We start from the raw sequence: 23,895 nt of genomic DNA, 5'->3' as shown, positions 1-23,895 counted from the left end.
GGCAGCGGGCGGGGGACGGGGGACGGCGAACAGGGGCGGAGTGACAGATGACAGCGAACAGATAACAGATTTCGAAATCTGTTATCTGTCATCTGTTCGCCGTCCGTCGTCGCCCCTCAGGCGCCCCTCCACCCGTCCGCCGCCACTCGCCCGCGACCACCCCAGCGAGGACCTCCACGCCATGCGGCTCTACCTGCTCGCCCTCAATCCCACCGACTCGGTCACCGCCGGTTTCCTGCCCGCCGCCGCCCGGCTCGGGCTCGACGTGACCGTGCTCACCGACTGCGCCGAGCCCCACCGGCGGGCCTACTCCTCTCTGCCGTTCGCCGCCCCCGAGGTGCTGGAGTGCGACGTCCGGGACTTCCGCGCCGTGGTCAGCCTGGTCTCCCGCCACCACGCGCCGGACGCGGTGTTCAGCAACAGCGATCATCTCCAGACCCAAACGGCCCTCGCCGCCCAGTACTTCGGCCTCCCGGCCAAGGACTGGAAGGCCGCACTGCGGGCCAAGGACAAGGGCCAGCTGCGCCGCCACCTCGCCCTCACCGGCCAGGACACCGTCTGGTCCGCCGAGCTGGCCCCCGGCCAGGACCCGGCCGAGCTGGACCCGCCGTTCCCGTGCGTCGTCAAGCCGCGCGAGGGAGTCGCCAGCGAGGACGTCACGCTCGTCGCCGACGCCGCCGAACTCGCCCTGCGCTGCAAGGAGATCCAGCACCGCAGGGCCGGCGCCACGCTGGTCGTCGAAGAGTTCCTGGACGGACGCCTCTGCACCCTGGAGACGCTCGGCGACGGCCGCACCCGCCACGCCCTCGGCGGCTTCCGCACCCGGCTCTCGCCTCCCCCGGACTTCATCGAGGAGGTCCTGGAGTTCGTCCCCGCCCACCCCGCGGCCGTCGTCGCCCAGGTCCTCGCCCAGCTCGACGCACTCGGCGTCGGACTCGGCGCCTGCCACACCGAGTTCGTCGTCCAGCCGGACGGCCGAGCCCGGATCATCGAGGTCAACTACCGTGCCATCGGCGACCAGTGCGACCTCATGCTCGCCGAGATCCTCGGGATCCCGCTCTTCGAGCACATCCTGAGCGTCCACCTCGGTCGCGAACTCCCCTCCGACCTCGCGGATCTGTGCGCCGCGACCCCGCGCCGCGCCCGCAACGAGGTGGTCTGCGCCGACCGCGCCGGCGTCCTCACCGCCGCCCCCGCCCCGTACGACGAGGAGCGCGACGGCGTCCGGCTCGCCTACCGCCCGTTGCGCCCGCTCGGGGAGCGGCACGAGCACTACCGCACCAACCGCGACTACCTGGGCGTCATCTGGGCCATCGGCGAGGACCAGGGCGCCGTCGACGCCGCCGTCGCCCGCTTCCTCGCCGCCAACCGCTGGGAGATCACCCCGTGACCGCCGCCGAGCAGCTCACCCTTCGCGTGCTCTCCGCCCTCGTCCGCGAGGATGTCCTCGGCCTGCGTGCCCGCAGCACGGTCGAACACCGGGCGGACGGCTCCTGGCTCGTCCTCGCCGACGCCACGCTCGCCGTACCCGTCGCCCCCGAGGGCTTCCAGTCCGAGTACGCCGCGCGCCTGCCCCTCGTGGACCTCGCCGGTCGCCAACTCACCGACCTGGACGCCATCGTGGCGAACCTCACCGAGCTGGCCGACCCCGAGGACCGGCCCGGCTGGACGGCCCTCGCCGAGGAGTGCCGCCAGACCCTCATCACCATGGAACTGCACGAGCAGGTCCGACCCGAGGTGCACGCGCGGCTCACCGACCTCTACGGCGCCGACCCGGCCGCCTGGAACGGCGCCGCCGCGAGCCTCGGCCACGACACCCTCGCCGCCTACCTCGACCACCCGGTTTACCCGACCGCCCGCGGCCGGGCCGGTCTCGGCGAGGCCGAACTGCGCGCCTTCGCACCGGAGTTCCACCCAGCCTTCGAGCTGCGCTGGCTGGCCGTGCCCACCGACGCCGTCACCGCCCACGGCGCCGCGCCACTCCCCAGCTGGTGGCCCACCCCGGCCTGGCTCGGCCTCGGCGACGCCTGCCCCGGCGACGGCTGGACCACCCTGCCCGTGCACCCGCTCACCGTCGGCGCCCCGCTCGACGAGGCGCTCGCGGCCACCGGCCTGGCCGGCCGCGCGATCCTCGCCGACCGCCCGTACCTGACCGTCGTGCCCACGCTCTCCATGCGCACCGTCGCCGTCGCCGACGACCCCGCCTGCCACCTCAAGCTCCCGCTCGCCACCGCCAGCCTGGGCCGGCTCAACCGCCGCACCATCAAGCCCGGCACCCTGGTCGACGGCGCCGCCGGACAGCGCCTGATCGAGGCCGTGCTGGCCCGCGAACCGCGCTTCACGGGCCGGATCCTGCACGCCGACGAGCAGACCTACGCCCACGCCGGGCACGAACTGCTCGCCGTGCTGCTGCGCCGCTACCCGGCCGGGCTCGACCAGGCCGTCACGGTCCCGCTCGCCTCGCTGCTGGCACCCGCGCCCGGCGGCCGGCTCGTCATCGACCACCTCGCCGACCGCTTCCACGGCGGCGACCCGGTCGCCCTCTACGACGACCTGCTGGAGCTGCTGTTCGACTGGCAGACCACGCTGTTCGGCTACGGCATCGCGCTGGAGTCGCACCAGCAGAACACCTCCCTCATCCTCGACCAGGGCGGCCTGCGCCTCCTCTACAAGGACGACGACGGCCCGCGTGTCCACACCGGCCGCCTGACGGCCAAGCTCGGCGAACTCGCTCCCGGCGCCGAGGAGTTCGACGACGCACGGATCTTCGGCGAGGACGACCGGGCGCTGACCGACCTGTTCACCACCATCACCGGCCACCTCTGCACCGCCTCCCTCGCCTTCGGCCTCGCCGACCACGGCCGCGCAAACCTCGGGGACACGCTCGCCCTGTTGCGCAAGCGCCTCGCGGAAGCCGTCGACCGCCTCGGACCGGTGGGCGCGCCGCTGCGCACGAGCCTGCTGGACGCCGAACGGCTGCCGGTCAAGGCCATGGTCACCGCGGGCACCCTGCTCACCAAGCAGCGCTCGGGCGCCGCCGACATCAACAAGCACTACACGAGCGGCCCCAACTACCTCCTGGTGAACGGCCTCCCGCGATGACCGCGGACGTGGAGGCACTGCCGCAGCGGAGGCCCGTCGAGGCCGACCGCTCCGACGGGCTCGGCCGCCGTCAGGTGCACGCCGTCGCGGCCTGCTACTTCGTCGCCTCCTTCGCCGCGCTCGGCCTGCCGCCCTACCTGACCGCGATCCTGCCCATGCTCGGCGACGCGCAGGCCCGGTGGGCGGGCGTGCTCTACATCGTGCCGACCGTGTTCAGCGCACTCGGCGCCCCGCTGTGGGGCCGACTGGCCGACCGGTTCGGCCGCAAGCGTCTGCTGCTGCGCGCCCAACTCGGGCTCACCGTCTCGTTCCTGCTCGCCGGTGCGGCCGACAGCCTGCCCGCGTTCACCGTCGCGCTCGTCCTCCAGGGCTTCCTCGGCGGCACCTTCGCGGCCACCAACGGCTACCTCGCCGCCGCGCTCGACGGCCCCCGGCTCTCCCGGGCGCTCACCCTGATGCAGGGCAGCGCGCGAGCGGCACTCGTGGCCGCCCCGATCCTGGTCGGCGCACTGTCCCCGTGGATCGACCCGCACCGCCAGTACCTGGTGATGGCCGTGCTCCCGCTCGCAGCGGCCCTGTTGCTGTTGCGGCTGCCCGAGCCCAAGGCCGCCCGCCGGGCCGAGGTGGTCACCACCGACGCCCCGGCGAGCGAGACCTCGGCCGGACACAGCGCGCCTGTCTCCCTCCGGCCGCTCTACGCCTTCGAGTTCACCTTCGTCTTCGCCACCGTCATTTCCTTCCCCTACCTGATCACGCTGGCCCAGCAACGCCTGCCGGGCGTCTCGGGCATCACCACCGGCGTGCTCTTCGCCCTGCCGCACCTGTGCTACCTGGTGTTCGCGGCCCACACCCACACCCTTTTCCACGCCCGCCCGCACACCGGAATCGCGCTCGGCTTCGCCTGTGTGACCGTCGGCCTCGCCGGACACGCCGTCGCCTACTCACTGCCGGTGTTCGTCGCCGTGCGGCTCCTGCTCGGCGCCGGGCTCACACTCGGCCTGGTCAGCCTCGCCGTCCTGGCCGCCGGAGCCGCCAAGGGCCGCCAGCCCGGCCGGATGTTCGGCACCCTCGAACTCGTCTCCAAGGGCGGTGCAGTCGCCGCCGGCGCCGTCGCCGCGCTGGCCAACGACCGTTTCGGCGCCGCCGCTCCCGTGGTCGCCGGCACCGCCGCCGCCCTGCTCGCCGCCCTCGCGGCCACCGCACTCACCGTCCCGTCCGCCCGCCAGCGCTGGAGTCGCCGATGACCCACGAACTGCCCACCGCCGACGACGCGGTGGCCCACACCCTGCTCAACTGCCTGCTGCGCGAGGTCTCCGCCCCCGAGCACCAGACCGCCGTCACCGACAACCGTCTCCAGATCCGCCTCCCCCGCCGCGGCGTCCTCCTGCGGGCCGCCCTGCGCCGCACCTCCCTGCTCGGCGCGCACCGCTTCAACGGCCCCGTCGAGATCGAACGCTCCGGCGGCTGGGAAGAGTTGGACTGGCGCGAGCTCGCCGAACACGTCCAGGGCGAACTCGAACTGCGCACCGGCACGGTGAACGAGGAGTTCACCGACCAGGTCGCCTCCAGCCACGAAGGCGTGCGCACGGGCCTGGCGGACAGGCCAGCCGCTGGACGGGACCGCTACCTCGACTCCGAGCAGGCCCTGCTCTTCGGGCACCGCTTCCACCCGGCGCCCAAGTCCCGCTCGGCCGCCCGGGGCGACTGGCGCGACTACGCCCCGGAGTCGCGCGCGGCGTTCCGGCTGCGCCACCTGGCCGTCCGCGAGGAACTGCTGGCCGGACACTCGCTCGACGCCGCCTCGACCGCCCTGCTCGACGGGCTCGGCGAGGTGCCGGCCGGGTACCGCCTGCTGCCCGCCCACCCGTGGCAGTACCAACTCATCGGCGATCACCCGCTGTTGCGCGGCGCCCTCGCCAGCGGCGACGTGCTCGACCTCGGCCCGCGCGGCGAGGAGTTCGCCGCCACCGCCTCGGTGCGCACCCTCTACGGCGCTGACGCGTTCCTCAAGTTCAGTCTCAACGTCCGGATCACCAACTGCCTGCGCAAGAACGCCGCGTACGAGCTGACCGGCGCGGTCACGCTCACCCAGGTGCTCGCCCCCGCGCTCGCCGACCTCGCCCGGCGCTTCCCCGACGCCGCGATGCTGCGCGAACCCGCTTACCGCACACTGGCGTTGCCCGGGGCTGACGGCCGACCGGACCAGTCGCTGTTCGAGGGCTTCGGACTCATCGTCCGCGAGGGCCTCGGCGGCGTGCTGCGGCCCGGCGTCACGCCGCTGCTCGCGGCGGCCGTCGCCGACGAACACCCGACGAGCTCCGCACACATCTCCCGCCTGCTGGACGGCAGTTCGGACGGACGCGAGGCCATCGACTGGTGGCGCGCCTATCTGCGACTGCTCATCCCGCCGGTGCTGGCCGCCTACTTCGACCACGGCGTCGTCCTCGAACCGCACCTGCAGAACGTCCTCATCGGCCTCGACGCCGCCGGTCACCCGACCCAGGTGCTCTTCCGCGACCTGGAGGGCACCAAGCTCGTCCCCGAGCAGAACGCCGCCCTGCTCGCGGCACTGCCGCCCGAGGTCGCCGGACCGATGACGTACGACGCCGAACGCGGCTGGGACCGGGTCGTCTACTGCCTCCTGGTCAACCACGTCGCCGAACTGCTCGCCGCGCTCGCCGACCGCCACCCGGAGCTTGAGGGCGCCCTCTGGCAGACGGTTCGGGACACCCTGGAGGAGTACGCGGCCGCCCACGGCCGCCCGCCGCGCCTGCGCGCGCTCCTCGCCGGCGTCCCGCTCCCCGCAAAGGCCAACCTGCTGACCCGCTGGGAGCGCAAGGCCGACCGCGAGGCCGGATACGTCCGACTGCCGTCGCCGCTCGCCGGGTCCGTACTCGCGGAGGCCGCCCGGATGCCCCTCACCGTCCCCGTTGGGAGCGCCCGATGACCGAGTCCGTCCGTCGGCACGTCGCCGAGCTCAGCCCCGACGAACTGCCCGCCTACGTCTACGACCTGGCCGCACTGCGCGACCACGCCGCTGCCGTGCGGGCCGCGCTGCCGGAGCGGGTCGAGCTGTACTACGCCGCCAAGGCCAACCCGGAGGCTCCGGTACTGGTCGCGCTGCGCGAGGCCGTCGACGGCTACGAGGTGTCCAGCGGAGGTGAGTTGGCGCACGTGCGGGCAGCCGTACCCGGCGCTCCCCTCGCCTTCGGCGGGCCCGGAAAGACCCCCGCCGAAATCGTGGCCGCGGTCGACGCGGGCGTACACCGCTGGCACGTCGAGAGCGAGCAGGAGCTCCACCGCCTGGCCGCCGTCCTCGCGGACCGGCCCGGCACGGTGGTCGACGTGCTGCTACGCGTCAACCTCCCGGTCGGGACGGCCACGTTGGACGCCGTGGCGCTCGCGATGGGCGGACGGCCGACACCGTTCGGACTCGACCCGGACCGCGCCGAGGAATGCGTCCGCCTCCTCACCGGCGACGGCCCGATCGGACGGCGGCTGCGGCTGCGCGGGGTGCACGCCCACCTCGCCAGCGGCCTGGCCGCAGCGGACCAACTCGCCCTCGCGGAAGGGATCGTGGAATGGTCGGCCGCTCTGGCCGAGCGGCACGGCTTCCCGCTGGACGAGGTCAACGTCGGCGGCGGCATGGCCGTCGACTACGACGATCCGGGCCACCGCTTCGACTGGACCGCCTTCGGCGAAGGGCTCGCCAAGCTGCTCGACGCCCACCCCGGGCTGACCCTGCGGATCGAGCCCGGACGCGCGCTCACGGCGTACTGCGGCTGGTACGCGACCGAGGTGCTGGACGTGAAGGCCAGCCACGGCGAGGACTTCGCGGTCGTCCGCGGCGGCACCCACCACCTGCGGACCCCGGCCACGCGCGGACACTCGCAGCCGTTCGAGGTCCTGGCGGTGGAGGCGTGGCCGCACCCGTGGCCGCGTCCCGCGGTGAAGACCGGCCGGGCCACGCTGGCCGGCCAGCTCTGCACCCCGAAGGACGTCCTCGCGCGCGCCGCCGAGGGCGCCGACGGCCTGCGGTCGGCGGACCGGGTGCTGTTCGCGATGGCGGGCGCGTACGCGTGGAACATCTCGCACCACGAGTTCCTGATGCACCCCCACCCGGGCTTCCACTACCTGGGCGACTGACCGACGCCGTGAGGCCTCCCGGTGCCCCGGACCGACGCGCCGCGCCGGGGCGCCGGCGGATGACGACCGACGGCGAACAGATGACAGCCGACAGATAACAGATTTTGAAATCTGTCATCTGTCGGCTGTCAGTCGTCACCCCCGCAGGTCACCCCCGCACGGTCGTGCGAAAGTGGTAACCAGCGAAGGGAGCGCGGACGTGCTGATGGACAAGGTGGCGGAGATTCTCGCCGAGGCTTCGGCCGAGGCGGTGGAGCCGCGTTTCCGCGCGCTTGCGGCCGGCGAGGTGATGGAGAAGGCTCCCGGCGAGATCGTGACGGTCGCCGACCGCGAGGCCGAGGCGATCATCGAACGGCGGCTGCGCGAGCTCCTGCCCGTCCCCGTGGTCGGCGAGGAGGCCGTCGCCGCCGACCCCTCGCTCGCCCACGCCCTGCACTCCGAGCCCGCCGTCTGGCTGGTGGACCCCGTCGACGGCACCTCCAACTTCGTCGCGGGCCGCCCCGACTACGCCGTCATGTGCTCCCTCGTCCGCAGCGGCCGGACCGTCGCCTCCTGGATCTGGCAGCCGTCCACCGCCACCGCCTACCGCGCCGAACTGGGCGCCGGCGCCTGGCGCGACGACGCCCGCCTCACCCGCGCACCGGCCCCCCACGACCCCGCCAAGCTGCGCGGCATCGTGAAGAGCCGTTTCCTCGACCCCGACCACCGCCGCCGCCTCGAAGCCAACGCCGCCGCCTTCGGCGAGCTCTCCCCCGGCCGCAACGCCGCCGGCATCGAGTACCCCGACGTCGCCGACGGCCACACCGACTTCGTCTTCTACTGGCGCACGCTCCCCTGGGACCACGCCCCCGGCGGCCTGCTCCTCGCCGAGGCCGGCGGCGTCGCCGCCCGCATGGACGGCAGCACCTACCGCCCCGAGGCCCCCGGCTGCGAGGACGGCCTGCTGGTCGCCGCCGACCCGGAGACCTGGGAGCTGGCCCGCGGCATCCTCATGGCCGACTGAGCCCCTCCACGGCCTCTCCCTCCTCCCCCTCCGACAGCCGCCGAGGACGGCCGGCAGGCCGCCGGAGGCCGGTCACCGCACGACCGCTCACGACACGACCGCTCACGACACGACCGCTCACGACACGACCGCTCACCACACGACCGGAAGCCGCTCCGGCAGCCGCTTGATGAACCCCGGCCGCCACGCCAACTGCTCGGCCGGAAGGGCGAGCCGCAGGGCGGGCAGGCGCTCGACGAGCGCCGTGATCGCGATCTCGGCGTGCGTGCGGCCGAGTGCCGAGGCCGGGCAGAAGTGGCGCCCCGCCCCGAACGCGAGGTGCGGGTTGCTCGTCCGGCCGAAGTCGATCCGCTCCGGGTCGGGGAAGACCGCCGGGTCGTAGTTGGCACCCTCGACCAGGACGAGTACCAACTCGCCGGCCCTGACCATCACGTCGCCCACCTGAACGTCTTCGAGCGCGAGACGCGGCAGGGCATCGCCGATCGACAGGTTGACCCGCAGCAGCTCGTCCACCGCGGCTCCGACCAGCGCGGGCTCGGCCCGCAGCCGGTCGGCGAGTTCGGGCTGCTCGCACAGGTAGACGATCGCGTTGAGCAGGAAGGACGACGTCGAGACGGCACCCGCGCCGAACAGCGACAGCGCGACGGTGGCGAGCAGTTCGTCGCTGACGCGGTCCGACACGTCCGGGGAGCGGCGCAGTTCGGCGAACCGTCCGAGCAGGCCCTCCGTCGGCTCCGGGTCCGCGTTGAGCTGCCCGACCATGTAGCCGAGGTCCTTGTACCAGTTGGGAGTCGCGCCCGCGAACGGCGTCGGGCTGGTGATGAAGGCGACGTCGATGCCGGCCATCAGCCGTCGCCAGTCGTCGGTGGGGATGCCGAGGAGGCGGCAGTGCAGGGCCGCGGAGTAGGGCTCGGTGAAGCCGTCCCGGAGTTCGCCGGGGGCGCCCTGGGCGACGAGCCCGTCGATCAGCCGGTGGGCCTCGGCCCTGAGCCAGCCGTCGAGTTCGCGGTCGGCGCGCGGGGAGAGCGTCTTCATGACGGCGTTGCGCAGCCCGGCGCTGTTGATGTTGCCCATGTTGTTGACGACCTCGGGCGGGATGGTCAGCGCGTACTGGCGCGGGACGCCGGGGTTGGCGGTGTCCTTGAGACTGAACCGCTCATCCTCCAGCACCTGCTTGGCGAGCGCGTGGCTGCTGACCAGCCAGGCGGGATCGCCGGTCAGGGTACGGACCTTGGCGATCGGCCGCTCCTCGCGCAGTACGGCCACCTCCGCCGGGAGGACGTCCCCCCGGCGCGGGAGCGGGAACTCGGCGTACGGGCACGTGCCGCCCTGCGGTGCGCCGTTCGACGTGGCGGGCTCGGTGGTCACCGGGTCGGTGACGGTCATGGGTGTGGCTCCTCGGAGAGATGGTTCGAGCGGCTTGGGATCGGTCAGGCGGCGCGCGCGGGCAGCGCGGGCTCGGCGTCGAGCGAGGCACTGGGCACGACATCGGACCCGATGTCGGACCCGACGTCGGACCCGATCTCGGACGGGGCCGCGGACGGGACCTCGGACGCGGTGCCGGTCCGCGTCGCGGCCGGGCGGATCACCGCGTAGCCCTGGCCGGGCACGGCGCGCAGGCCCTCGTCCCGGCCGAACAGGACGGGGGTGAGCGGGAGTTGCATGTGGTAGCAGGTGACGGACGAGGGCACCCCCAGCAGGGCCGGGGTGTCCAGGAAGAACGGCAGCTCGGCGGCGATGTACTGGATTCCGGCGGCGAGTTGGGGCTCGCTGGGCGCGAGGCCCTCGTCCAGTCGGGCCGCCAGGAAACCGCGGGCCATGCCCTCGGCGGCGTCGCGGAAGACCCGGTCGGCGTGGAGGGCCTCGACGATCTGCCCGTGCAGCCGCCGGTACACGGGGTCGCCGGCGAAGGAGGAGAGGGCGTGCACCCGGACGTCGTCCCGGCGCCCGGCCTCCTCGACCCCGCGCTCGATCCGCCGAGCCGTCGCCTTGACCTCTTTCAGGGCGCGGCGGCCGGCGTGTTCGGGGGTGTAGCCGAAGGACTCGAACTGGGCGCTGACGTGCAGGTCGGCGTAGACGATGTCGGTCCGCTCGAAGAACTGACGCCCCCACCCGAGGAGTTCGGTGATCCGGCGGTGGCTGAAATAGCTGTTGCCCGGGCTGACGCCGATGAGCAGGTGTTCTCCGCGGCGCCAGATCTCACGGCACCGGGATGAGTACGGCAGCGCCTCGTACGGGGCCGGGAATCCGGCCGGGCACCCACCGGCTCCGGCGGTTATCGGGGCTTCGTCCAGGAGGGATTCACGCATGCCTTGCCTCCGCTTCACAGCGATCGTCACAGGACCGTCTTCAGGGGGAATTACCGCGATTCACAGAAGTGCACGGCGGGTAGGCGGAGTTCACCCCTAGGTGCGGGTGGACCCGTCGCAGTGGAGGATGCGCGCCTGGTCAGGCGGCCTGACCCGAGATGCCGTGTGCGCATGGTGGGGCGGCGACCACCCGAAGTTACCGCCGCCGTTCGGGATCTCCGCAAGCCCTGCACAGGGGTTGGCGAAATGTGATCAGCGGTCGGCCGAAATCAGCCTGTACAGCCATCCGGAGTGTGTCCACGAAGATATGGCGGAGGCGGGCGAATATCGCCCGGACAGCCTCTCACACCAGTGTGCCTTCCTCCAACGCGGCGACGGGAAAAGGGATTTGTTTTGGAATCGCCGCCCCCTCGGCCCCACCGCGCCGGCCGACTCGGCCGTCTCGGCCGGCCCGGAGCGCCCGCCCTCAGCCGACCGGTTTCCCGGCGACCCGGCCGGCCGGTTCCCCGGCGCCCTAGCCGGCCCGTTCCCCGGCCACCTTGCGGCCCGCCTTGACCACCTCGCGCAACAGGGCGCCGACCTCCCCCGGCGTGGTGTGCGGGTTGAGAAGCGTCAGTTTCAGCCGGACCCTCCCGGGACCCTCCCCCGGCAATTCGGTGCGGCCGACCACGGCCCGTCCGGTGCGCAGCAGCAACCGGCGTAGCTGCCCGTTGAGTTCGTCGACCGCCTCGCCGTCCGTGAGGCCGCGCGGGCGGAAGCGGAACAGGACGGTCGTGAGGACGGGCTCGCCGTGGAGTTCCAGGGACGGTTCGGCGCGGACGACCTCGGCGGCGGTGCGGGCGAGGTCGTGGCAGGCGTCGACGAGCCGGCCGAGCCCGTCCCGGCCGAGGGTGCGCAGCGTGACGGCGATCTTGAAGGCGTCGGCGCGGCGGGTGGTGCGCAGCGAGCGGCCGAGGAGGCTGGGGTAGCCGGCGTGTTCGTCGTCGACGGGGTTGAGGTACTCGGCGCGGCGGGCGAGGGAGACGTAGGTCTCGGCGCGGCGGACCAGGAAGACGCCGGCGGCGGCGGGTTGCCAGCCGAGCTTGTGCCAGTCGAGGGAGACGGAGTCGGCTCGGGCGATGCCGTCGAGGAGCGGGGCGAGGCGGTCGGAGAGGAGGGCGCCGCCGCCGTACGCGGCGTCGACGTGCAGCCAGGAGCCGTAGCGTGCGGCGAGGTCGGCGGCGGCGTGCAGCGGGTCGATCGCGCCGGTGTCGGTGGTGCCGGCGGTCGCGACGACGGCGATCGGGGTGTGTCCGGCCCAGGCGGTCTCGGCCAGGGCGCGTTCCAGCGCTTCGGGCTCCATGCGAAGTTGGCGGTCGACGGGGACGGCGACGACGGACCGCTCACCGAGGCCGAGCAGGGCGGCGGCGCGTTGGACGGAGAAGTGGGCGGCCTGGGAGGCGATGATGCGCGGGCTGGCGCCGGCCGGGATGCCGTCCAACTCGACGATGCCGTCGAGGCGTTGGTCGCGGGCCAGCATGAGGCCCATGAGGTTGGACTCGGTGCCGCCGGAGGTGAGGACGCCCGCGGCGCGGGCGGGGTCGTAGCCGACGAGGGCGGCGAGTTCGGCGAGGATCGCGGTTTCGACGGCGGTGGCGGCGGGGGCCTGGTCCCAGGAGTCCTGGGAGGGGTTGAGGGCGCTGACGGCGAGGTCGGCGGCGGCCGCGACGGCGAGTGGCGGGCAGTGCAGGTGGGCGGCGCAGGCGGGGTCGGCCGGGTCGGCGGCGCCGTAGGCGAGGAGTTCGGTGAGGCGGGCGAGGGCGCCGCGGCCGTGGGCGCCGGAGAGGCCGTCGGCGACGAGGGCGGTGAGCTCGGCGGGGCTTCCGGCGGGGAGCGGGCCGGCGCGCAGGCCGGTGCCGGCGTCGAGGGCGTCGAGAACGGTGGCGAGCAGGGGGCCGAGCGCGCCCGGTCCGCCGGCGCCGCCCGCGAGGGCGTCCAACGGGGAGGCCGCGTCGGGGAGTTCGTGGTCGGGCTCGCGGCCGGAGTCGTCGTCGCGCCGAGACCCGAGCCCGCGCTCGGGCTCGTACCCGCTCTCGTCCCCCGGTTCCCGGTCGTGCGCGGGCCCGGAGCCGGCCCCCGCGCCGGTCACCTGCCCTCCCGTACGCTCTCGGCGCCCCGGGCCGCCACCGCATCGTCCCGGCCCGACGCCGGCGATCCCGCCGACCCGCTCACACCGGCCGATCCCGCCGATCCCGCCGCAGCGGACGAGGGCGTCGAACTCACCGAACTCACCGAGGCGATCGCGTCGGCGAGCCGGTCGAACACGGCGGCAGCCTGTTCGTCCGTGATGGTGAGCGGCGGGAGCAGCCGCAGGACGGCGTCGTGGCGCCCGCCGAGTTCGACGATCAGGCCGCGTTCCAGGCAGGCCTCGCGGACCCGGACGGCGAACGCCGGGTCGGCCGGGCGCGCGCCGCACGAGTCGGGCTCGGCCGCGGCGTCGACGAGTTCGACGCCGAGCATCAGGCCGCGCCCGCGGACGTCGCCGATGGCGGGCAGTTCGGTGGCGAGGTCGCGCAGCCGCGACGTCAGTCGGTCGCCGACGACGGCGGCGCGCTCGGCGAGGCCGTGGGCGGCGACGTACCGCAGGGTGGCGGCACCGGCGGCCATGGCGAGGGTGTTGCCGCGGAAGGTGCCGGTGTGGGCGCCGGGCCGCCAGCCGTCGTAGTCCTCGCGGTAGACGACGACGGCGAGCGGGAGGCTGCCACCGATGGCCTTGGAGAGCACCATGGCGTCCGGGACGACGCCGCTGTGCTCCACGGCCCACATCCGCCCGGTACGGCCGACGCCGGTCTGCACCTCGTCGACGATCAGCGGGATGCCGCGCTCGGCGGTGATGCGGCGCATCGCGCGCAGCCAGCCGTCGGGGGCGGGCACGACGCCGCCCTCGCCCTGGACGGCTTCCAGGACCATGGCGGCGGGGGTGGTGACGCCGCCGGACGGGTCGTCCAGCAGCCGTTCGACGTAGGTGGCGGAGAGGTCGGCGCCCGCCTCGCCGCCGACACCGAACGGGCAGCGGTAGCCGTACGGGTAGGGCAGCCGGACGACGTCCCCGCCGCTCGGCAGGGGCTCCTTGACGGCGGTGTTGCCGGTGAGGGCGAGGGCGCCGGCGGTCATGCCGTGGTAGGCGCCGGTGAAGGCGAGGGCGCCGGAGCGGCCGGTGGCGGTCTGCATCAGCTTGAGCGCGGCCTCGACGGCGTCCGTCCCGGCCGGACCGCAGAAGTGCACCCGGGCGCGGGCGGCGAACTCCGGGGGCAGGCTCTCGAACAGGGCCGTGGTGAAGTCGTCCTTCTCGGCGGTGGCGAGGTCGAGCAGGTGCAGCGGCGCGCCGCTGTCGAGGGTGCGGCGGATCGCCTCCAGCACCACCGGGTGGTTGTGCCCGAGGGCGAGCGTCCCGGCACCGGAGAGGCAGTCGAGGTAGCGCCGCCCGTCCGCGCCCTCGACGGTCATGCCGTTCGCCCGGACGGGGACGATCGGGAACGAGCGGGCGTACGTCCGGGCGGAGGACTCGCGGACGCGCTGGCGGCGCAGGACGGCCTCGCCGGGCGCCTGGGCGGGAATGGCGGCGAGCGACAAGACATACCCCCAGGAGAAGTTAGGTAAGCCTAACTTTATCGCCCCTGACCTGGCCGGACGCCCCGGGGTGCCCGGAACCACCCAACCGGGTGAACCTCCCCGCCCTCCCCAACGAGTGCCCGGGCGAGCGGTCACGGCCGCACGGCGGATTTCTTTTTCCGGGGCGTTGCGCCGCTTTCTTTTCCGGGGCGTTGCGCCGCCGACTCCCGGCCGGCTCTCGGGGGCTCCCCGCACGCCAGGTCCTCCGGGGCGTCACGCGCGGCGCCCGGCCGACCCGTCCCCCGCCTTCCAGCGGTAGCAGAGCTCCGGCCGCCCGACGCTCCCGTACTGCGGCTCGCGCACGGCGAGCCCGATGTCGACGAGGTGTTCGAGGTACCGGCGCGCGGTGATCCGCGAGACCCCGGCGGCGGCGCCCGCGGCGGCGGCCGACAGCCCGGTCGCGGCCTCGCGCAGCACGCCCGCGACGGTGTCGAGGGTCGGCGCGCTGAGGCCCTTGGGCAGGGCGGTCCGCTCGGGCGTCCGGAGCAGGGCGAGCGCCTGGTCGACCTCGTCCTGGCCGGTCGCCTCGCCGGTGCGGCCGAGGCTGTCCCGGTAGCGGGCGTAGCGTTCGAGGCGGTCGTGCAGGGCGGCGGCGCTGAACGGTTTCAGCAGGTACTGGACGACCCCCGCCGAGACCGCCTGCCGGACCATGGCGAGGTCGCGGGCCGAGGTCACCGCGATGATGTCGGTGGTGTGGCCGGCGGCGCGCAGCGTGCGGCAGAGCTGGAGGCCGTGGCCGTCCGGCAGGTAGAGGTCGAGCAGGGTGAGGCCGACGGGGGTCCCGGCGGCGCGGGCGCGCTCCAGGAAGCGCAGCGCGTCGGCGCAGCTGTGGACCGTGCCGACGGCGCGGAAGCCGGGCTCGCGCTCGACGTAGAGGGTGTGCGCGGCGGCGGCGACGGGGTCGTCCTCGACGATCAGCACCGGGATGCCGGGGGCCCGGGCCGGGGCGGCGGCCCCGGAGGCGTCCGGCGGCCCGAAGCCCGCGGTCACGAGACCACCTCCGCCGCTCTCTCCGCCTTTCCCGCGACGGTGGTCTTCCCCGCGCCTCCGACCGTCCCCGCGCCTCCGACCATCCCTGCGCCGACTGCCGCCCCTACGCCGCCTGCCGCCCCTGCGCCACTCGCCAACCCTGCGCCGCCTGCCGACCCCGCTTCGCCGGCCTTCCCCGCGAGGGGCAGCCGGACGGTGAGCACCGCACCGCGCTCGCGGCCGACCTCGACGGTGCCGCCGTTGCGCCGCGCGGCCTGCGCGACGAGGGCCAGTCCGAGGCCGTGACCGCGGCCGTCTTGCTTGGTGCTCCAGCCGCGCCGGAACACGTCCTCGACGGCCGCCGGGTCGATGCCCGCCCCGGTGTCGGCGACGCGCAGCACCAGGTGGTCGTCCGCGTCGTCGATCCGCGCCGTCACGGTGACCTCCGGCGGGACGGGGCTGTCGGCGACGCCGGCGATCGCGGCGTCCACGGCGTTGTCGATCAGGTTGCCGAGGACGGTGATGAGGTCGCGGGCGGAGAGACCGGGCGGCAGGACGCCGTCGTCGATGCGGCTGTCCTCGGCGAGGGTCAGCTCCACGCCGCGCTCGGCCGCCTGGGCGGCCTTGCCGAGCAGCAGCGCGGCCAGGACGGGCTCGCTGACGGCGGCGACGACCCGGTCGGTGAGCTGCTGGGCGAGGGCGAGTTCGGCGGTCGCGAACTCCACCGCCTGTTCGTGGCGCCCGAGTTCGATCAGCGAGACGACGGCGTGCAGCCGGTTGGCGGCCTCGTGGGCCTGTGCGCCGAGCGCCTCGGTGAAGCCGCGCACGGAGTCCAACTCGCCGCTGAGCGACTGAAGTTCGGTGTGGTCGCGGAGGGTGACCACACGGCCGAGGCCGGTGCCGATGGTGGAGGTGTTGAGGACGACGACCCGTTCGGCGGTCAGGTGCACCTCGTCGCGGACCGGCCCGTCGCCCAGCACGGCCGCGACGAGCGCCTCCGGCAGGCCGAGCCCGGCGACCGGCCGCCCCTCCACCGTCCCTTCCAGGCCCAGGAGTTCGCGGGCGGCATCGTTGCACAGCACCACCCGGTGGGCGCGGTCGAGCAGGACCAGGCCCTCGCGCACCGAGTGCAGGGTCGCCTGGTGGTACTCGTAGAGGTGGCTGAGTTCGGCCGGGCCCATGCCGTGGGTGTGCCTGCGCAGACGGGAGTTGGCGAGGTACGTCCCGGCCCCGCCGACCGCGAGCGCGGCCACCGCCACCCCGACCAGCGCCAGCAGCGGGCCGGTCAGCTGCTCGGAGATGCTCTCCAACGTGATGCCCACGCTCACGAGCGCGATCACCCGGTGCTGCTCGTCCAGGACCGGCGTGACCACCCGTACCGACGGGCCGAGCGTGCCGGTGTACGTCTCGCTGCGGGTCTGCCCGGCGAGCGCCCAGTCGATGTGACCGAGGAAGCGCTTGCCGATCTGCTCCGGCAGGGGGTGGGTCCAGCGCACGCCGTCGGTGTTCATGACGGTGATGAACGAGACCCCGGCGTCGACGCGGACCTGCTCGGCGTACGGCTGGAGGACGGCGGTCGGGTCGGGCCCGGCGACGGCGGCGCGGACGGTCGGCGAGTCGGCGACCGCGTGGGCGACGGCGGTCACCTCGCGGCGGGCCGCCTCCTCGGTGCGGTCGGCGGTGAACAGGTACGCGAGCACGGCACCGCCCGCCACCACGGCGGCCACGATGACGACCTGGACGGCGAACAGCTGTCCGGCCAGGCTGCGGACCAGGCGGCGCGGGTCGCGGAGCAGCCGGCGCGGCGCGGTGGCGGTGGGGGTGCGCACGGACATGCCTGCCAGTGTGCACCACGGCTCCGCGGACCCCGGGGGCGCGCGCTCCGCGACGGGACGGGTGCGGGTGCGGGTGCTGATGCGCCTTTGCGAACTCTATGAACGCAAACGTGACCTCCATCACTCCCGGGCCTGATAGTCGGAGCGGCCCACCACCCGGGGCCGCCAGGACTGCAGGGCGAAGGAGCCGCAGATGTCGATCGCTGGAGCCGCAAAGCCTTCGGGGGGCAGACGCGAGGAGGAGCCGGACGGGCGCCGCGCACCGGAGGGGGCCGCGCAGCCTCCCGCCGCGAAGCGGGACCGCACCCACTACCTCTACCTCGCCGTCATCGCCGCCGTGATCGCCGGCGTGGTGGTCGGCCTGACCGCCCCGGGGTTCGCGGTCGAGCTGAAGCCGATCGGGACGGGCTTCGTCAACCTGATCAAGATGATGATCAGCCCGGTCATCTTCTGCACGATCGTGCTCGGCATCGGCTCGGTCACCAAGGCCGCCAAGGTCGGCAAGGTCGGCGGACTGGCCATCGGCTACTTCCTCGCCATGTCGACGGTCGCCCTCGCGATCGGGCTCGTGGTCGGCAACCTCCTGGAGCCCGGCAGCGGCCTGCACCTGACCGCCGCGCTGGCCAAGTCGGGCCACGCGCAGGCGGCGGCCGGCGGCGCGCAGTCCACCTCCGACTTCCTGCTCGGCATGATCCCGAACACCCTGGTCTCGGCCCTCACCGAGGGCAAGGTGCTGCAGACCCTGCTGGTCGCGCTGCTCGTCGGCTTCGCCCTTCAGGCGATGGGGCACGCCGGCGCCCCGGTGCTCCGCGGCGTCGAGCACGTCCAGCGGCTGGTGTTCCGGGTCATGGCGATGATCATGTGGGTCGCGCCGATCGGCGCGTTCGGCGCCATGGCGGGCGTGGTCGGGGCGACCGGCACGGCGGCGCTCAAGAGCCTCGCCGTCATCATGATCGGCTTCTACGTCACCTGCGCCCTGTTCGTCGTGGTGGTGCTCGGCGCGCTGCTGCGACTGGTCGCCGGGGTCAACGTGTTCGCGCTCCTGCGCTACCTCGGCCGCGAGTTCCTGCTGATCCTCTCCACGTCCTCGTCCGAGAGCGCGCTGCCGCGCCTCATCGCCAAGATGGAGCACCTGGGCGTCAGCCGTCCGGTCGTCGGCATCACCGTGCCGACCGGCTACAGCTTCAACCTCGACGGCACCGCGATCTACCTCACCATGGCGTCGATCTTCATCTCCGAGGCGATGGACAAGCCGATGTCGATCGGCGAGCAGCTGTCGCTGCTGGTCTTCATGGTGATCGCCAGCAAGGGCGCGGCCGGGGTCACCGGCGCCGGGCTCGCCACGCTGGCCGGCGGACTGCAGTCGCACAAGCCCGCGCTGGTGGACGGGGTCGGGCTGATCGTCGGCATCGACCGGTTCATGTCGGAGGCCCGGGCGCTGACCAACTTCGCGGGCAACGCGGTCGCCACCGTCCTGATCGGACGCTGGACGGGCGAGCTCGACGCGGAGCGAGCGCGCCGGGTGCTCGCGGGCGAGCTGCCGTTCGACGAGCGGACGCTCATCGACACGCACGGCGGCCAGGACGCGGCGCCGACGGCCGTGAGCCCCGCTCCGGCGCCCGAGGGCGCGCCGGCGGCGAGCGCCGCCCCGGCGGCCGCCTGACGGCCTCACCCCTGACACCCCCGGCCCGGCGCCGCTTGATCAACCCCCGGAACGGCGCCGGGCCGGGGATGCCGCCGAGGGCTGAACGGCGGCAACCGACAGCTGACAGATAACAGATTTCAACATCTGTTATCTGTCAGCTGTTATCTGTTCGCCGTCCGATGTTCGCCGTTCACCCTTCGCCGTCCGCTGTCGGCCGCCGGCCACCGCGCCCGCCACGCCCACCGCGAATCCCGCCGTCACAACTCCTCGGACCCGCTGACCGCCCACGCGAGCCCGCACGCCGGATCCTCCAGGACCAGGTGCAGGTGCCGCAGACCGTCCGCCGGCTCGCACCACGTGAAGCACCGCATCCGGGCCACCAGCGCGTTCACCTCGCCCCGGTCCGGGCCGTCCGCCCCCGCCATCGCCCCCAGCGCCCGCCACAGCGCGAGCCGCCCGTGCGCCGTGCCCCGCGCCGGATCGACCGCCCCCGCCTGCACCAGCGCGGGCACGGCGAGCGCGAAGGGCAGGTACCCGCCGGTCACCAGCCCACTGCGGGCCAGATGGGCGGCCGCCTGCGGCGCCGGGCCGCGCACACAGGCCACCTCCGCCCAGTCCACCAGTTCGGCGAGCACCCGGGTGGCCCGCTGCCCGCGCAGTCGCCGCCCCGGGTCGGACAGCGCCACGGGCCCGAGGCCCTCCCGGCTGGCCGGCAGCGTCAGCACCGCGCTGCGCGCACCCCCTCGGGGCAGGTAGTCGCGGACCCGCACCCCCTCGCCCCACCCCGCCGCCTCCCACGGCTCCAGCACCATGGGCACGCCCTCCGGGTCGGGCTCGGCGCCGTAGGACAGGTCCTCGCCGATCAGCACCCGCGTGTGCGCGACGAGCCGCCGCACGCGCGCCGGGACGAGCAGCGGCGCCAGCCTCAGCCACGAGTGCCGGGTCGCCAGCACCTCCCAGAGCGGTCCCGCGTCGTGGTCGCCCGGCCCGGCGACGGCACCCGGCCCACCGTCCCGGTCGAACAGCCGCACGGCCACCTCCGGCGGTGCCGCGTACGCGATCAGATGGCCCAGCGGCGCGGCCTCCTCCGCCCCGAAGAGCTCGCCGCAGCGTGCCACCGCAGCCGCTCGGGCCCGCCGGTAGGCGGCCAGCAGTTCGGGCCAGCGGCCCTCGTCGGCCAGGGCGCGCATACGGCGGTCCTCGTACGTGATCACGATTTTCAGCGTACGGGCCGGGACGTCACATCAGCTGACTTGCCGTCAGTTCGGTGCGTCGGAGCACCACGCACACCGCCCCCGCAGCCGGCCTCACCAGCCTCCCCGCCCCGGCCGACGCCCCTGTGGCCGCGCTCGCCCGCCGCCGCCCGCTCGCGCTCGACGACGGCGCGCAGGCGCACGTGGGCGCGGCGCCGGGTGACCGCCAGCGTGCTGCGGTGGAGGCCGAGGAGCTCCGCGGCCTCGTCGACGCTGTAGCCGTCGAGGTCCACCAGGACCACCGCCCTGGCCTGCTTGGCCGTCAGGCAGCGCAGCAGCCGGACCACCTCCCACCGCGCCTGGAGCTCGGCCATCCCGCCACCCGACGGATCGGCCGCCACGCGCTCCCGCTCCCGCTCCGCCGGTTCGGGCACCGTGACGCGGCGCCGCTCCCGCCGCCACTGGTCGCGCAGGATGTTCGCCATCGTCGTGAACACGTAGGCGTACGGCTGCGGATGGCCGAGGAACCGCTCCGGGCGCCGGGCGATCCGCAGGTACGCGTCGTGGACGATGTCACCCGCCGCGAACGGGCTCCCGGTGAGCGAGGCGGCCGCCTGGTGGAGCCTCGGCAGCATTTCCGTGAACACCCGGTTGAAATCGGTCGGTTCGCCGACCGGATCACGTCCGCCGGCACATCGATCGGTCAATTCCGCCATGCCGCTCTCCCCGGAAATCGGCACCCGAACACCCAGCTGGAGCCCGCCCCAACCAGGCGCACACATGTGACTCAGCTCACATCATAGTTCGTCGTCTCACTGTACGCGCTCAATCGTGTGCAACGCGTCATCGTCCGTACGGAGAACGGGAATTCGCCACAGAACACCGGCTCGAACCGGCTCCCGCCGACACTCCCGTGCTCCGGACGGCCTGGACACTCCGCCCGATTCGAACGACCGAGCGAGGAGAACCACCATGCCGGGTCGCATCGCCAGGAAGATCACCACGGTCGGGGCCGCGGCCACCGCCGCCCTCGGCATCCTCGGGACGACCACCCTGCCCGCCGCCGCCGACCCCGCGGCCGACCAGACCATCACCGCCGGCCCGAACTCCGCCGCCGACGCCGCCACCGCCTCCTACCACTGCGTCATCACGGCCAACTACGGCTGGCGCTGGGAGGGGAAGTGCGACATCTACTCGGGCGAGCTGCGGACCATCACCTACTGCGCCAACGGCACGTCCAGCACCGGCCTGTGGATCGGCGCGCGGCCGCAAGCGTGGGACGTGTGGGGCAACTGCCCGAACTCGACCTGGACCCGCGTGCTGTTCCAGAGCCGGGGCTGATCCCCGAAACGCGGGTCCGACCGTGGGTGCCGCACCGACCGGGCGGCACCCGGCCCGCACACCTGCCGCGTCCGTACGCGGGCACCCTCAGGCCGCCCGGTCGTGCCGGCCGGGGTCCGCGGACGCGGGCGCGGCAGGCGCCGGGAACTCCTCGATGGCGAGTTCGCCCGCCGTGCGACGGCCGGCCCGGTCCTGCGCGGGTGGGGAGAGCGCGACGAAGGCCGCGGCGAGGAAGAGGAAGGAGCCGAGACCGACGGCGAGCGGGAAGATGAACTCCATGGGGCTCGCGCCGCCGGGGCCGGTCCGGGTGGGCTCGGGGTGAACGTGGACGGCGGCCATGCCCGTGTAGTGCATGCAGCTCACCGCGAGCCCCATGACCAGCGAGGCGGCGGCCGCCGCGAAGCCGTTGCGGATGGTGACGGCGGCCCAGAGCGCGGCGGTGGCGGCGCCGACCGCGACCAGGACCGACAGCGCGACCGTCCCGGAGTCGTAGCGCAGGCCGGCGCGCATCCGCACGGCGGCCATGCCGAGGTAGTGCATCGCGGCGACGCCGAGGCCGGTGATGAGGCCGCCGACCAGGAGGGCGGGCCCGCGGGGGCCGCGGTAGGCGACGACGGCCAGGCCCAGCCCGGTGACCAGCACCGCGACCAACAGACTCAGGACGGTCAGCGGGACGTCGTAGCGCAACTCGGTGCCCACGACGGCGAAGCCCGACATGGCGACGAAGTGCATCGCCCAGATGCCCGAGCCGATCGCGGCGGCGGCCGTCAGGAGCCGGTTCCTGCGGGCGACGCCGGTCGCGGCGAGGCCGCGCAGGGTGCAGCGCAGGCCGAGCGCGGCGCCCGCGCAGGCCAGGACGTACGAGAGCGTGGGTGTCAGCCAGCCGGAGCCGAGGTGGTTGACGCTTCCCATGGGACCTCCGGTCGACCCGTCCCCGTCATATGCCGGACGCTCATGCGACCCCGGTCCGGGATGCGTGGGACGCTACCGAGGACCGGCACTGGCCAGCGGAAGATCCGAAAAGCTGCCCGCGGGGCGGGAACCGTGTGCTCGAATGGGTCGGTTCTGCGCCCCGGGACGATTGGGCCCGGACAGCCCGGCGGACCGGCGGGCGCGCGAGCGGCGAACAGCGGGCGGAGAATGGCGGTCCGCGAACGGCGAACAGGTTTCAGATAACAGATGACAGATGTTGAAATCTGTTATCTGTCATCTGTTCGCCGGCCCCCGCCCCCTTGGCCCCTGCCACCCCTCACCCGATCACCGCGGCGTCACCCGGATCCTCATCGGGCTCGCCGTCCGCAACGTGATCCCCTGGGCGAGCGCCACCCGGTGGTCGACCACCTCCAGATCGAAGTCCCGCAGCAGCACGCCCAACGCCAGCACCGCCTCCAGCATCGAGAAGTGCTGCCCGATGCACGCCCGCGGACCGCCCCCGAACGGGAACCACGCGTACCGGTGCCGCCCCTTCTCCCGCTCCGGCAGGAAGCGGTCCGGGTCGAAGCGGTCCGGCTCCTCCCAGTGGTCGGGGTGCCGGTGGGTGACCCACGGCACCACGAGCACCTGCGAGCCTCCCGGCAGGACGTGCCCGCCGATGACCGTCTCCTCCACCGAGCGCCGCCCGATCAGCGAAGCCGCCGGGTAGAGGCGCATCGCCTCCTTCAACACCCGCGTGATGTACGGCAGTTCCTCCAGGTCCGCGGCAGTCGGCGCCCGACCGCCGAGTACCTTCTCCGCCTCCTCCTGCGCGAGCCGCCGCTGCTCCGGGTGCCCGGCGAGCAAGTGCAGGGCGAAGGCGAGCGAGGTCGCCGTCGTCTCGTGCCCGGCGAGCAGGAACACCAGGACCTGGTCCCGGAGTTCGTCCCGGTCCAGCTGCTCGCCGTCCTCGCCGCGCGCCTGCTCCAGCAGCGTCAGCAGGTCGTCCGCGTCGGGGTCGGCACCGCGCACCGCCCGGTCGGCGATGATCCGGTCGCAGACCGCGTACAGGTCCCGCTGCGCCCCGACGCCCCGCCGGTTGCCCGGGGTCGGCCAGTGGCGCGGCAGGCGGATCGGGGCGACGCCCCGGTCCTGGACGTAGGCGCCGAGGATCGGGAAGCTGCGGTGCACGACCGCCACCGCCTCCTCCACGTCCGCGCCGAACAGGATCCGCGACACCGTGCGCAGCGCGAACCGCGACATCTCGTCCGCCGCGTCCACGACGCCGTCCGGCACCGCGTGCCAGCGCGCCGTGAGGGCCCGGGACTCCAGCGCGATCGCGTCCGCGTAGCCGTCCACCCGGCGACGGGTGAACAGCGGCTGGATGAGCCGGCGCTGGCGCTGGTAGTCGTCGTCCTGGCTGGTGAGCAGGCCGTTGCCGACGCTGGTCCGCAGCTCGTCGTAGAAGGCATTCTCCTTGCGGAAGTTGGCGGCCTCGCCGCCGAGCACCTGCTGGGCGCCCTCGGGGGAGAACACCGCGTAGAGGTCCGTGCCGAGGCCGATCGGCCCGACGTGGAAGCGGACCAGGTCGCCGTAGTCGCGCCGGGCGTCGCGCAGGGTGCGCAGCGGGCGGCGGCCGATGTCGAGTCCGGAGCCGATGAGGGGCAGGCCGGGCGGTCCGGGTATCGAGCGGGTCGGGACGGCAGGTGCGGGGGCGGCGGCGATCGTCATCGGGTCTCCTTCTCCACGGCGCCCCAACAACCTAACTGACCGGTAATCACCGGCGGAA

At 74.0% G+C, this 23,895-nt stretch carries 18 protein-coding genes; 8 read left to right on the top strand and 10 right to left on the bottom strand.

The window, feature by feature from the left end:
* The first annotated feature begins 181 nt into the window (after positions 1–181).
* The 6 genes from ACFVU9_RS05060 to ACFVU9_RS05035 all read left to right on the top strand — a co-directional run bounded on the left by ACFVU9_RS05060 (position 182) and on the right by ACFVU9_RS05035 (position 8,251).
* Positions 182–1,390 (top strand): acetyl-CoA carboxylase biotin carboxylase subunit family protein, encoded by a 1,209-nt coding sequence (locus ACFVU9_RS05060; RefSeq protein WP_380437241.1) that lies wholly within the window; start codon positions 182–184, stop codon positions 1,388–1,390.
* Positions 1,387–3,102, top strand: coding sequence for an IucA/IucC family protein (locus ACFVU9_RS05055; RefSeq protein ID WP_387590026.1), 1,716 nt, complete (start codon positions 1,387–1,389; stop codon positions 3,100–3,102). Before ACFVU9_RS05060 ends, ACFVU9_RS05055 begins: the two co-directional genes overlap by 4 nt.
* Positions 3,099–4,346 (top strand): MFS transporter, encoded by a 1,248-nt coding sequence (locus ACFVU9_RS05050; protein ID WP_387590023.1) that lies wholly within the window; start codon positions 3,099–3,101, stop codon positions 4,344–4,346. The genes ACFVU9_RS05055 and ACFVU9_RS05050 overlap by 4 nt, the downstream gene beginning before the upstream one ends.
* The gene (locus tag ACFVU9_RS05045; protein ID WP_387590021.1) at positions 4,343–6,049 is read left to right on the top strand and encodes an IucA/IucC family protein; all 1,707 of its coding nucleotides are present in this window, start codon (positions 4,343–4,345) and stop codon (positions 6,047–6,049) included. The genes ACFVU9_RS05050 and ACFVU9_RS05045 overlap by 4 nt, the downstream gene beginning before the upstream one ends.
* On the top strand, positions 6,046–7,248 hold the full coding sequence (locus tag ACFVU9_RS05040; protein WP_387590018.1) for a type III PLP-dependent enzyme: 1,203 nt from the start codon (positions 6,046–6,048) through the stop codon (positions 7,246–7,248). Before ACFVU9_RS05045 ends, ACFVU9_RS05040 begins: the two co-directional genes overlap by 4 nt.
* A 205-nt stretch (positions 7,249–7,453) precedes the next feature.
* Positions 7,454–8,251, top strand: a complete 798-nt coding sequence (locus ACFVU9_RS05035; protein ID WP_380437347.1) for an inositol monophosphatase family protein — start codon at positions 7,454–7,456, stop codon at positions 8,249–8,251.
* Positions 8,252–8,383: 132 nt separating this feature from the next.
* Here the strand turns inward: ACFVU9_RS05035 and ACFVU9_RS05030 are convergent, their stop codons facing one another.
* From ACFVU9_RS05030 to ACFVU9_RS05005, 6 genes are all read right to left on the bottom strand, one after another.
* On the bottom strand, positions 8,384–9,637 hold the full coding sequence (locus ACFVU9_RS05030; RefSeq protein WP_387590015.1) for a cytochrome P450: 1,254 nt from the start codon (positions 9,635–9,637) through the stop codon (positions 8,384–8,386).
* A 44-nt stretch (positions 9,638–9,681) separates the two neighbouring features.
* A complete protein-coding gene (locus tag ACFVU9_RS05025) occupies positions 9,682–10,560 on the bottom strand; it encodes a tRNA-dependent cyclodipeptide synthase (protein WP_387590012.1) in 879 nt (292 codons plus the stop codon).
* A 514-nt stretch (positions 10,561–11,074) separates the two neighbouring features.
* Positions 11,075–12,538, bottom strand: coding sequence for a pyridoxal phosphate-dependent decarboxylase family protein (locus ACFVU9_RS05020; RefSeq protein WP_380437349.1), 1,464 nt, complete (start codon positions 12,536–12,538; stop codon positions 11,075–11,077).
* 146 nt (positions 12,539–12,684) lie between these two features.
* Entirely contained in the window at positions 12,685–14,172 is a 1,488-nt protein-coding gene (locus ACFVU9_RS05015; protein WP_387590010.1) for a diaminobutyrate--2-oxoglutarate transaminase family protein, read from the bottom strand.
* Positions 14,173–14,424: 252 nt separating this feature from the next.
* Positions 14,425–15,138: a response regulator gene (locus tag ACFVU9_RS05010; protein WP_380490092.1), complete on the bottom strand. Its 714-nt coding sequence runs from the start codon at positions 15,136–15,138 to the stop codon at positions 14,425–14,427.
* Between the two features lie 59 nt (positions 15,139–15,197).
* Positions 15,198–17,015, bottom strand: a complete 1,818-nt coding sequence (locus ACFVU9_RS05005; protein ID WP_387590007.1) for an ATP-binding protein — start codon at positions 17,013–17,015, stop codon at positions 15,198–15,200.
* Positions 17,016–17,214: 199 nt separating this feature from the next.
* Here ACFVU9_RS05005 and ACFVU9_RS05000 point away from each other — a divergent pair, with 199 nt between their 5' ends.
* Complete coding sequence (locus tag ACFVU9_RS05000; protein ID WP_387590246.1) at positions 17,215–18,678, top strand: cation:dicarboxylate symporter family transporter; 1,464 nt, start codon at positions 17,215–17,217, stop codon at positions 18,676–18,678.
* Between the two features lie 239 nt (positions 18,679–18,917).
* On the opposite strand, the gene ACFVU9_RS04995 is transcribed toward ACFVU9_RS05000, so the two are convergent.
* Together ACFVU9_RS04995 and ACFVU9_RS04990 are read right to left on the bottom strand one after the other, a co-directional pair.
* Complete coding sequence (locus ACFVU9_RS04995; protein WP_387590004.1) at positions 18,918–19,874, bottom strand: hypothetical protein; 957 nt, start codon at positions 19,872–19,874, stop codon at positions 18,918–18,920.
* 5 nt (positions 19,875–19,879) lie between these two features.
* Entirely contained in the window at positions 19,880–20,569 is a 690-nt protein-coding gene (locus ACFVU9_RS04990) for an RNA polymerase sigma factor (RefSeq protein WP_387590001.1), read from the bottom strand.
* A 256-nt stretch (positions 20,570–20,825) separates the two neighbouring features.
* Between ACFVU9_RS04990 and ACFVU9_RS04985 the strand changes: the two genes are divergently transcribed.
* The gene (locus ACFVU9_RS04985) at positions 20,826–21,194 is read left to right on the top strand and encodes a hypothetical protein (RefSeq protein ID WP_387589998.1); all 369 of its coding nucleotides are present in this window, start codon (positions 20,826–20,828) and stop codon (positions 21,192–21,194) included.
* Positions 21,195–21,281: 87 nt separating this feature from the next.
* Here ACFVU9_RS04985 and ACFVU9_RS04980 read toward each other — a convergent pair whose 3' ends face one another.
* Positions 21,282–22,106 carry an MHYT domain-containing protein gene (locus tag ACFVU9_RS04980; RefSeq protein ID WP_387589995.1) on the bottom strand — a complete coding sequence of 275 codons (825 nt, stop codon included), beginning with the start codon at positions 22,104–22,106 and terminating at the stop codon, positions 21,282–21,284.
* Between the two features lie 345 nt (positions 22,107–22,451).
* Entirely contained in the window at positions 22,452–23,837 is a 1,386-nt protein-coding gene (locus ACFVU9_RS04975; protein WP_380437266.1) for a cytochrome P450, read from the bottom strand.
* Positions 23,838–23,895 lie beyond the last annotated feature (58 nt).

It is taken from the genome of Kitasatospora sp. NPDC057936 (genome assembly GCF_042887525.1).
Lineage (GTDB): Bacteria > Actinomycetota > Actinomycetes > Streptomycetales > Streptomycetaceae > Kitasatospora.
Note: the sequence above shows the minus strand (reverse complement) of the source record. Positions and strands in the feature narration are given on the sequence as shown.

What these genes read in the sequence shown, in the direction of transcription:
- ACFVU9_RS05060 (WP_380437241.1), top strand. Translation starts at nt 182, where the DNA reads ATGCGGCTCTACCTGCTCGCCCTCAATCCCACCGACTCGGTCACCGCC.
- ACFVU9_RS05050 (WP_387590023.1), top strand. Translation starts at nt 3,099, where the DNA reads ATGACCGCGGACGTGGAGGCACTGCCGCAGCGGAGGCCCGTCGAGGCC.
- ACFVU9_RS05045 (WP_387590021.1), top strand. Translation starts at nt 4,343, where the DNA reads ATGACCCACGAACTGCCCACCGCCGACGACGCGGTGGCCCACACCCTG.
- ACFVU9_RS05040 (WP_387590018.1), top strand. Translation starts at nt 6,046, where the DNA reads ATGACCGAGTCCGTCCGTCGGCACGTCGCCGAGCTCAGCCCCGACGAA.
- ACFVU9_RS05035 (WP_380437347.1), top strand. Translation starts at nt 7,454, where the DNA reads ATGGACAAGGTGGCGGAGATTCTCGCCGAGGCTTCGGCCGAGGCGGTG.
- ACFVU9_RS05030 (WP_387590015.1), bottom strand. Translation starts at nt 9,637, where the DNA reads ATGACCGTCACCGACCCGGTGACCACCGAGCCCGCCACGTCGAACGGC.
- ACFVU9_RS05025 (WP_387590012.1), bottom strand. Translation starts at nt 10,560, where the DNA reads ATGCGTGAATCCCTCCTGGACGAAGCCCCGATAACCGCCGGAGCCGGT.
- ACFVU9_RS05005 (WP_387590007.1), bottom strand. Translation starts at nt 17,015, where the DNA reads ATGTCCGTGCGCACCCCCACCGCCACCGCGCCGCGCCGGCTGCTCCGC.
- ACFVU9_RS04990 (WP_387590001.1), bottom strand. Translation starts at nt 20,569, where the DNA reads ATGGCGGAATTGACCGATCGATGTGCCGGCGGACGTGATCCGGTCGGC.
- ACFVU9_RS04985 (WP_387589998.1), top strand. Translation starts at nt 20,826, where the DNA reads ATGCCGGGTCGCATCGCCAGGAAGATCACCACGGTCGGGGCCGCGGCC.
- ACFVU9_RS04980 (WP_387589995.1), bottom strand. Translation starts at nt 22,106, where the DNA reads ATGGGAAGCGTCAACCACCTCGGCTCCGGCTGGCTGACACCCACGCTC.
- ACFVU9_RS04975 (WP_380437266.1), bottom strand. Translation starts at nt 23,837, where the DNA reads ATGACGATCGCCGCCGCCCCCGCACCTGCCGTCCCGACCCGCTCGATA.